This window comes from Helicobacter aurati, assembly GCF_003364265.1.
GTDB classification, from domain to species: Bacteria; Campylobacterota; Campylobacteria; order Campylobacterales; family Helicobacteraceae; genus Helicobacter_A; species Helicobacter_A aurati.
Genome location: NZ_NXLW01000023.1, coordinates 1 through 9,578 on the forward strand (window position 1 = coordinate 1; position 9,578 = coordinate 9,578).

Here is a 9,578-nt window from a genome sequence, read left to right on the forward strand (position 1 = left end):
TACAATCTCACCAAAACAGAGATTAAGATTGTAGAATCTCAATAATATAAGAACACAAATTTTAAATAAAGAGGGTTTATGGAGAGAGTTTATATAAAGTAGTCCCATAAATGGAGGAGTAAACATCCTTATGTAAAACAAAGTAAATTTGATAATACACACCAAAATATTAACTTGCAGTTCATTCCTTCAAAACGATGTTACTATTCCCATATTGTTTGTATATTGATAGAAACCTTATTGTTATTCATCATTGAGCCTTTGATACCAAAATCTTTAATATTTATTTTACCTTTAAGTATAAGCTTGGGCTTGCTGCTATCGACTTGTAAAACACTATCTAATACAACTTCACGTTTTTTGCCATGCAGGCTTAAATCCCCGATAACCTTACCGACAACACCATCATCAGTATGCTTTTGTGGTTCATAGCTTTTCATAATAAAATAGCCCGTCTTGAAATGTTCCTCATCAAAAAAATCTTTTTCTAAAAGATGCGCATCGCGTTTCATATCTCCAGTAAAAATAGAGGCGATTACAACCTCACCCTGTAAAGACTTGATTATTTCGCCTTCCAACTGCAGAGACCCGCTAGCTCTCTTAAACTCGCCTTGCACTCGTAGCAAACCAAATTTTCCAGCAGAAAAACCAATATGAGAATCTTTATACAGATTATATTCACGGCTAAAGCTAATACCACAAAAAACCAGCGCAAAAAGACAATAAAGCTTAATAAAAAGAAAAAATGTTTTCATTATCTAATCCTTAATTATTATGATTAATTTATAAATATTTGTTAAGGGCATTTATTCTAATGAAATTGAGTAAATTGAATAGCAGATTATTTAATTTATGAAAAATTTTTTAAAGCCTATTATTTAGACAAAATAAGCAAACGAACTCTGTGGCAATGTTTCCAAAGGTAAGATGATTATTGATTTCATAATGATTTACTTAAAGTTTACATGTCATTTCGAATTTCCGCAAGAAAGCAATCACTTACACAGAGAACTCGAGTTTAGGAATCCATTTGATGTAATGAAATAGCAAAAACTTTGGATTTTAGAAAAGCCTCTATGTGAGTAAAAGAACATTTATAAATCAAAGGCTTATCCTAATACTTTGCGCAAATGTGTCTTATAATCCGCAATATATTGCTCTACTTTAGGATTCTTTACCACATCATAGCAAGTAAAGCTAGGTAGAGCAGACATTCCTACAAACTCGCATACCTTGTGTAAATGCAAATTCACTCCGTCTATGCCAATACCGCCAAAAAACTCATTTTTATCTTCAAATGCCTCTAGCGGGGCATTCCAAGTCGTGCTAAAGAGATATTTTTTGCTCTTTAATAAGCCACCCTTGCCATAGTTTTTGCTTGGGCTGTCTCTATGACGTCCATCTCCTGTTAGAAATTTACCTGTCCTGACTCCTGCCATAAAGACTTTATCAATATATTCTTTAACAATCCAAGGTTCGCCCATCCACCAGCCTGGAAACTGCCATATTAAAACATCAGAGCTTAGAATCTTTTGTATTTCTTGTGCTTCATTGTAACCTTTATCAATGTGTGTTTCCAGCACATTAAAACCTAAAGATTCTAAAGTCTCTTTTGCTATTTCTTGCAAGGTTTCGCTAAGTTTGCCACCTGATTCATAAAAAGCCTTGCCGCCATTTAGCAGCAGAATTGTTCGCATTCTCATTCCTTAAGAATTAATTTAAGAATCTTATACAAGAATTCTTGATGAAAATTATAAGTCAAACTCTTAAAAAATACAATACGGAAATTAAAGTGTGATACTTACCAAAAAGAGAGTATAATTTCTTAAAATTTAGGAAATAAAAAGAGGAGCTAGAAATGCAAAACACCTGCCCTACACAGCTTTCGCATGATTTATGCTTATCAGATTCGCCCTTTGCCTATACGCTTTCGCTGATTGCTGGGAAATATAAGATGAGTATTCTGTATTGCCTTTTTCGTTTTGATGTCGTAAGGTATAATGAAATGAAACGTTATTTGAATGGAATCTCATTTAAAACCTTGACCAATGCGCTAAAAGAGCTTGAGAATGATGGCTTAATTGAACGTAAAGAATACCCGCAGATTCCACCAAAGGTAGAATATAGCCTTTCTCAAAAAGGGAAGACTTTGATTCCTATTTTGGATTGTATGTGTGAATGGGGCAAGAATAATAAACAAGAAATACAAAAATAAGATTCATTTGTCTATAAGTCAATGATTTTTGATTGATAGAGCCGTATGTTTCTTTGATATGCGCTAAACCTTGCTAGCTTGAATATTAATTATCAAATAGGAAATAAAATTCTTAATGAAATAAAACCACATACACAATAAATATGTGGCAAGAATTTATGAAAATTAAATGAAAATGACACAAAGCTCCTAGAAAAGGAACTATTTATCAAAAGCATTATCTATGCTGTGACAGCACGGTAGAATCTAAAACAACCAAATAGTATTTAAGAATATCCATTTGTTGCTTTGCTTTTATTTGTCATATTGCTCCTCCCTTATCATGTTGAGCCACAGGCGAAGCATCTCTGTTTTGAATCTTTAAGAGATTCTATATTCTGAGATTCTTCGTTTTCTTGCGAAAACTCAGAATGACAAGGTTTGTCATGTTAAAGGCATGTGAAGCATCTCTATTGACCTGATGAGATTCTTCAGCCTTGCTATGCAAGACTTGAGACATGATTGATTAAGCGATGAAAGTATCAAACACTTGAAAGCAAGGGAGCAATAAATGAATATATGAAGTGATTTTCATGCGTTTTGTGTTAGTATATTATTATCAAGAGACAGGGATAGGCAATGGCAACGAGTGAAAATTTCAAAGACTTCGTGCTCGAGATGCTTTATAATGCGTTGCAAGGCGAACAGTATCGTTTCAGTGCGAAGAAAATGTTTGGTGAGTATTGTATCTATGTGCTCGATTCTTCTAGCCCTGTGCCTAAGCCGATTTTTCTACTTTGCGATGAGATTCTCTATGTCAAGCAGCATGAAATTCTTAAGCCTATCTTAGAATCTGCCACTAAGGGATTCCCCTATTCTGGTGCAAAAGAATATTATATCCTCGATGTAGATTCGCCTAGCTTGCTAAAAGAAGTCGTTCTTGTCCTTGCTCCAACTTTACCCATTCCTAAGCCCAAGAAAGCAAAAAAATGACAAAACACTACGAAATGAGACAATATGCAAAAGTTTGATTTTAAAAAGGTTTTTAAAGATTTATATGCACCAAAGCAAACTCCAGCGCGCATTTTTGTGCCCAAGATGTCCTTTATTTCCATATATGGAAAGGGCAACCCAAATGATAGGGAATATCAAGAGGCTTTGAAGATTCTCTATGCCCTTTCTTATGCAATAAAAATGGATAAAGGTAAAAATATTCAAGGCTATTTTGATTATGTCGTGCCTCCTTTGGAATCGCTATGGTGGAACGAAGGAGATATAAAAATCAAAGACAATTTTATATGGCAGGCAATGATTGCCCAGCCAGATTTTGTTACCAAAGATATTTTTGAATGGGCATGTAATGAAGTTTTGCGCAAAAAGAATTTAGATTGTGAGCGGGCATCATTTATTGCATTTGAGGAAGGGTTATGTGTTCAGATGTTGCATGTCGGTTCTTATGATAATGAGCCAAAAAGCATTGAACAAATCGAGGATTTTATCATTCAAGCTTCGCTTCATAACGATATTGGCACAAAGAAAGATGGCTTAATAAGGGCTCATCATGAGATTTATTTGAGTAATCCTAATAATACTATTCCAGAAAAGCTAAAAACGATTATCCGCATTCCTGTGCGAGAACTATCAGAGAAACTCTAATCTATTTGTAAATTATTGAGTATGTCAATCAATGTGATGCTTTCAAGATAGCCTTCTAAGGCTTTTTGCGCCTCTTTAAAATGTGGCTCTAGCAAGGAATGGATATTTTTGCCCAAAGGGCAAAGCTCGTTTGGATTAGTATGGAATCGAAAAAGCTGATTCTCATTTACCGATTGCACGGCATGAAAAATATCAAGCAAACTAATATTTCTTGGGTCCCTTGCAAGCTTGCTCCCGCCGCTGCCTCGTGCTATATTCACGATTCCCGCTACTTTGAGTTGGATAAGAATATTACGTACAATCACGCTATTTGCCCCCACAGAATCTGCTAAAGCCTCACTTGTCATCTTTTTACAATGTTTTTTATTGCATTTTATTTCTAGTTCCTCATCAAAAAATGCCAAACAAAGGCAAATATGGATTGCAACGCTAAAACGTGAAGGGATTTGCATTCTACTCCTTTTCTCTTGTCAACGAATATTTCACACTTGCTACTTGATATTATAGTCAAATTGTGTTATATTTCATTTTGCTTAGTTATAATATAATATATTACATTATATAATCAACTCTCAAAAGGAATGTCTACATGTCTTCTAAGCCTCTTTTGCTTGTCCTTCTGCCTGCTGTTTTTGTTGTGCCAAGCTCGATTTCTGGCACTGCCATTGCCTTGCCCCATATCGCCGAAAATCTCGGGGCAGATTCTGCCTTGTTAGCGTGGGTTGTGAATGCGTTTAATCTCTGTTTTGCGTGTTTTACGCTGATTTGGGGAGCGTTAAGCGATAGGTTTGACGTAAGAGCTTGCTTTGTTGCAGGTGTGGCTCTCTATCTTGTGGGCTCCTTGCTTTCTAGTTTTGCGCCCGCCCTTTTGTGGCTCGATATTGCTCGCGCATGTGCGGGCGTTGGCGGGGCGAGCGTGTTTGCATGCGGCAGTGCCCTTTTGAGACAAAGCTTTGAGGCAGAAAGTCGCGCTAGAGCATTTGCGCTATTTGGCACAACGGCTGGGCTTGGCATTACCTTTGGTCCAACAATCAGTGGAATCTTGATTGATTTTATCTCGTGGCGCGCTATTTTTCTCTTTCATTCTTTTATTTTGGCTCTAGTTCTTTGCTTTGCTGCTAAAGGATTCTATACGTATTCTAAGAATAAGCTAGGTATATCTTCTTTTACAAAGCCTCATTCTTCTATCCCCACACACAAACAGAGAATCTCCCGTTCTTTTGATAGCAAAGGTGCTTTGCTTTTTGTTGCTTTTATGTTAAGTTTGATGCAGCTTATTATGAATCTGCATGCCCTCAAAGAGCCCAAAACTCTTAGTATTACGACTTTGTGTCTTTGCTTATTTTGTTGTTTTGTCTTGCAACAAAAGAGACTTTCTATTAAATATGCTAATTGCCAAGATAATGCTATTCCTCAACCTTTTTTAGATGTTGCTGTCCTGAAAAACACTGCATTTTTAGGTTTTAGCCTTGTAACTGTGGTTGCTGGCTTTAGTTTTGTTGTTTTGCTAACTTATTTCCCAAGCTTTCTTTCGGCTATTTTTGGATTTTCTGCCTTTCAAACGGGGGCTTTTATGCTTGCCTTGACTACTCCTATGTTGTTTTGTCCTCTTGTAGCGGCAAGACTTATAAATAAAGGCATGGATTCTAAGAAATTTGCCCTTGCTATATCTTTAGTGATGAGCTTGGGAATCTTTTTGCTTTTGTTCATTCTTTATTTTTTGAGTGGTTGGATACAAATGGGCATGATTGCATTTGTGCTTTTCATTATCGGCTGTGGTATGGGCTTGCACGCAGGGGCGATTGATGGGCTTGCGCTTAGCAAGGTAGAATCCTCCAAAGCTGGGCTTGCAGCAGGGGTGCTTAACTCGTTTCGCTTGGGCTCTGAAGCCATAGGTGTTGCGCTTTATGCCGCGCTTTGTGTGGCATTTCTAAATCTCTATGCTTTTGCTCATTTTGTGGGGTATGATATAGATTTCATTCATTCCTTTATTTCCATTGTATCAAGTGGAAATCTAAGCTCTCTTGAAGATCGGCTTTACCATCATGCACTTTCTTTTTACAAGCAGGCTACCTTTATAAGTCTCTGGGTTTTGGGGGCTTTGTGTCTTTTTTTAAGCCTCATTATTGGGTTATTGTTGCGCAAGTGAATGGGCTTTTATTTGTCTAGCTGTGATTTAGAGAGATACAAATAATCGAGAAAAGTTCTCAAGAAAATCCATGAAATTGATTTATGGATTTTACGTAACTTCTTAATTTTCTAAATATTCATTCTATTTTCATTTACACTTTAAAATATAATTATTTTAGATTCTTAAATATAGCATAAAGGAGTGATTATGAAAGATGAGATACTTTCAAAGAGCGAGATACTTTCAAAGAGATTGCACAAATGGACGCATCGCCCGCTTTTTATGTTCGCTCTTTTTTCAAGCACATCGATGACGGTGCTAGGTGGTACTGTTGTTGCGGCTTCTCTACCCGATATTGAGAAGCATTTTGCCCATATTGCACATATTGATATTTTATCGAAGCTCATTCTTACTTTGCCTGCATTGTGCGTAATGCTGGTTTCTCCTATTAGCGGCATGCTACTTGATAAATTTGGAAAGGTGAAATTCCTCATTCCCGCAATGTTTCTATGGAGTATTAGTGGCGTTTTGGCTGTTGTGTGGGATAACATTTATTGGATTTTATTGACGCGTGTGTTTTTTGGTTTGGCAACTGCTTTTGTAATGACAGCCGCAAGCACGCTTGTATCAGATTATTATGTGGGTGATGAGAGGCAAAAGGCACTTGGGTTGCAGGGCTTTGCAACTGCTTGTGGGAGTGCATTGTTTATGTGTATTGGCGGGTTTTTGGCAATGTTTGATTGGCATTATCCTTTTTATGTTTATGGTGCGGGAATAGCCTTAGCTGTGCTTGCTATGTTCACGCTCTTTGAGCCTCGTACAAGCAAAAAGGTAAACGTAACACAAAGCACTCCAACCGAGCCGCTTTGTGTTCTCCCCTTTATCCCTATTTATTTTTTTGCCTTTGCAGTAATGGTGGCTTATTTTGTTTCGCCCACACAGATTCCGCATTTTCTTACACATAATCTTGGCAAAAGCGAATTGATCACTGGACTTTGTGTTTCTTCTTCTGCGCTTGCGTATGGAATATCCTCTATGATGTATCCAAAGCTCCATCGATTGCTTAGTGTGAAAATGATTTATGTTCTAGGGTTTGCCTGTATGGGTTGTGGGTTTTTATGTATTTTTTATTGGCACAATTTTTATTCGGTTTTTCTTGGGCTTTTTATTCTGGGCTGTGGCGGCGGGAGCGTGATAGTGAATAACTCTTCGTGCTTGCTTGCGCATACTCCATGGAATCATCGCGGTAAGGTTATGGGGCTTTTAAGCTCGGTTACTTATTTTGGGCAGTTTGTCTCTCCCTTACTTTCACAACCTCTCGTACGTTCTTTTGGAATAGTAAATTTATTTTTGATTGCAGCACTGATGCTATTTGCGCTCTCAATCCTTGCGATAATACGTTCTACCCCTCAATAGAATCATCGCCCTCACAATCATCACACTTATGCGCGCCAATACTTTAGGGGGTTTTCATTTAAGAATCAAGAGAGCGCCTTTAAGCCAATGCTTGAGAGAATAATAAGCAATAAAAAGAAAAGTTTTAAAAAGCTTTTGTCCTCTTTAAAAAACACAATTCCAACTATCACTCCACCCCCAGCACCGATTCCTGTCCATATTGCATAGGCTGTTGCCATAGAGATTTCTTGCATCGCTAAAGAGAGTAAACCAAAACTTAGCATAAAAATAAGAGCTAAGGCTAAAATAAAAATCTTTTTGCCTGTGGTTAGGAGCTGCTTCATAGCAATAATTCCTAGAATCTCTGCACAACCTGCTAAAATCAAAAATACCCAGCTCATGGCGCCTCCTTAGCGATTTCATCAAGTCCTAAATCTTTTGCAAGAGTGTTTGGCGCATTATCATTTGCTTTACTTACAAATTTCAGACCAATCACGCCAATGAGCAATAAGATAATAAAGCTAATTTTAAGTAATGAAAACTTCTCACCAAAGACAAACATTTCAGCTAAAACAACGCCTGCTGTGCCAATGCCTACAAATACCGCATAACATACACCTACTTCAATTTTTTTCATCGCTAAAATTGCGCAACAAAAGGAGATGATAATCCCAATCCCAGTGAGCGCATAGAGTGCAAAATTATCAGCATGTTTCAGCCCACTAACCCAAAAGCATTCCACAATGCCACCAAAAATCACCAAACACCAAGCCATATTTGTATTGATTGCTATTTTTTTCATAAGATTCTCCTAGAATATAAAATAATAAATATTAAAAAGAGAAAGGGTTATAGAGAAGTGGGAATAAAAGGAGATAATAAATTTAATAGAATAATAGCCATAGCATTTATCAAAGAAACCATTAAAACTCCTGTAATCTCAGCATTATAGCATAACAATAGCTTCCTTGAATTACACTTTTAGAAGTTGAGACGTTTTGATACTTTGGGCATCAAAAAACTCCATATAAGGACGACAAAATCGCAACAATAAATATAAGATTTAAAAACCCAAGATACTAGCATTTCGTACTATGATTCAAATAATTTGCGATTCTCAATATAAAATTAATAAAGTTACGAATAATTTGTAATTTATCATCTATCAAAGGATCATTTTATGCTATCTACTATTTTATATGATGTAATTTCCATTGCAATAAAAGCTGGAGAAATAGCACTAAATATTTATCAAAAATGCCACAATCATAGTTGTAAAATTGATCTTCTATTAAAAGAAGATAGTACGCCTATTACACAAGCAGATAGAGAATCCAATGCGTATATTATGGAAAAACTTGCAACATTGTATAGTTACGAAATTTGCTCTGAAGAGGCGATTCTTGAATATGCAAAACGTAAAGATTTAGAATATTATTGGCTGATTGACCCTCTTGATGGGACAAAAGAATTTATAGCTGGCATTGGCGAATGGACAATCAACATTGCTTTAGTGCATAAAAGTGATGTTGTATTGGGCGTTGTTTATGCGCCTTGTCTTGATGAATTGTATTTTGCCGAGCAAGGTTATGGAAGCTTCTATGTAGAGACGTCGGATATACGAAATAATACAGAATCACAAGGATTGCAGATAGCTCTTTTGGAGCAATCTTGCATACGATTACATGGCGGCTCTAACAATCTCTCACAGAATTCTCGAATCATTGCTTGTAGTTCAAGATTCCATGATTCTAAAGCAACAAACGTCTTTATTGAGAAATATAACCTAGAGGTTATTCATTTGGGATCATCATTAAAAATTTGCGCACTTGCTAGTGGTAAAGCAGAAATATATCCTCGTTTTAATGGCACTAAAGAATGGGATACAGCAGCGAGCGATATTATTTTGCGTGAATCGGGCGGTATTATCCTCGACTTTCAAGAGAAAAAACCTCTAACATATAATAAAAAAACATTTGCCAATAACCATTTTGTTGCATTTAATGCAAAACAAATCGGAGGAACTATCTATCAAGACATCTTGAAATATTATTAACGTATAAAATGTTACTTTTCGTATTTTTTTTTTTTTTTTTTTTTTTTTTTTTTTTTTTTTTTTTTTTTTTTTTTTTTTTTTTTTTTTTTTTTTTTTTTTTTTTTTTTAACACTTTCCGAGCCCCCGAGACTAAGGGGAATTCTTTT

11 protein-coding genes are annotated in these 9,578 nt (G+C 36.1%); 6 read left to right on the top strand and 5 right to left on the bottom strand.

Annotated features, from left to right (window positions below; genetic code table 11):
* Positions 1-203: 203 nt before the first annotated feature.
* Both CQA66_RS08670 and CQA66_RS08675 read right to left on the bottom strand, forming a co-directional pair.
* Entirely contained in the window at positions 204-755 is a 552-nt protein-coding gene (locus CQA66_RS08670; RefSeq protein WP_104763797.1) for a YceI family protein, read from the bottom strand.
* Between the two features lie 354 nt (positions 756-1,109).
* A complete protein-coding gene (locus CQA66_RS08675) occupies positions 1,110-1,697 on the bottom strand; it encodes an NAD(P)H-dependent oxidoreductase (protein ID WP_104763798.1) in 588 nt (195 codons plus the stop codon).
* 161 nt (positions 1,698-1,858) lie between these two features.
* Between CQA66_RS08675 and CQA66_RS08680 the strand changes: the two genes are divergently transcribed.
* The 3 genes from CQA66_RS08680 to CQA66_RS08690 all read left to right on the top strand — a co-directional run bounded on the left by CQA66_RS08680 (position 1,859) and on the right by CQA66_RS08690 (position 3,850).
* Positions 1,859-2,215 carry a winged helix-turn-helix transcriptional regulator gene (locus tag CQA66_RS08680; protein WP_104763799.1) on the top strand — a complete coding sequence of 119 codons (357 nt, stop codon included), beginning with the start codon at positions 1,859-1,861 and terminating at the stop codon, positions 2,213-2,215.
* Between the two features lie 618 nt (positions 2,216-2,833).
* On the top strand, positions 2,834-3,187 hold the full coding sequence (locus CQA66_RS08685) for a transcriptional regulator (RefSeq protein WP_104763800.1): 354 nt from the start codon (positions 2,834-2,836) through the stop codon (positions 3,185-3,187).
* A 24-nt stretch (positions 3,188-3,211) separates the two neighbouring features.
* Positions 3,212-3,850: a GyrI-like domain-containing protein gene (locus tag CQA66_RS08690; RefSeq protein WP_104763801.1), complete on the top strand. Its 639-nt coding sequence runs from the start codon at positions 3,212-3,214 to the stop codon at positions 3,848-3,850.
* Here CQA66_RS08690 and CQA66_RS08695 read toward each other — a convergent pair.
* Complete coding sequence (locus CQA66_RS08695) at positions 3,847-4,302, bottom strand: Rrf2 family transcriptional regulator (protein WP_104763802.1); 456 nt, start codon at positions 4,300-4,302, stop codon at positions 3,847-3,849. The genes CQA66_RS08690 and CQA66_RS08695 overlap by 4 nt on opposite strands.
* A gap of 137 nt (positions 4,303-4,439) precedes the next feature.
* Here CQA66_RS08695 and CQA66_RS08700 point away from each other — a divergent pair, with 137 nt between their 5' ends.
* Positions 4,440-5,999 carry an MFS transporter gene (locus CQA66_RS08700; RefSeq protein ID WP_104763803.1) on the top strand — a complete coding sequence of 520 codons (1,560 nt, stop codon included), beginning with the start codon at positions 4,440-4,442 and terminating at the stop codon, positions 5,997-5,999.
* A 189-nt stretch (positions 6,000-6,188) separates the two neighbouring features.
* A complete protein-coding gene (locus CQA66_RS08705; RefSeq protein WP_115582652.1) occupies positions 6,189-7,397 on the top strand; it encodes an MFS transporter in 1,209 nt (402 codons plus the stop codon).
* Between the two features lie 65 nt (positions 7,398-7,462).
* Here CQA66_RS08705 and CQA66_RS08710 read toward each other — a convergent pair whose 3' ends face one another.
* Entirely contained in the window at positions 7,463-7,777 is a 315-nt protein-coding gene (locus CQA66_RS08710; RefSeq protein ID WP_104763804.1) for a DMT family transporter, read from the bottom strand.
* On the bottom strand, positions 7,774-8,178 hold the full coding sequence (locus CQA66_RS08715; RefSeq protein WP_104763805.1) for a DMT family transporter: 405 nt from the start codon (positions 8,176-8,178) through the stop codon (positions 7,774-7,776). The genes CQA66_RS08710 and CQA66_RS08715 overlap by 4 nt, the downstream gene beginning before the upstream one ends.
* A 378-nt stretch (positions 8,179-8,556) precedes the next feature.
* On the opposite strand from CQA66_RS08715, the gene CQA66_RS08720 reads away from it, so the two are divergent.
* The gene (locus CQA66_RS08720; protein WP_104763806.1) at positions 8,557-9,432 is read left to right on the top strand and encodes a 3'(2'),5'-bisphosphate nucleotidase CysQ family protein; all 876 of its coding nucleotides are present in this window, start codon (positions 8,557-8,559) and stop codon (positions 9,430-9,432) included.
* Positions 9,433-9,578 lie beyond the last annotated feature (146 nt).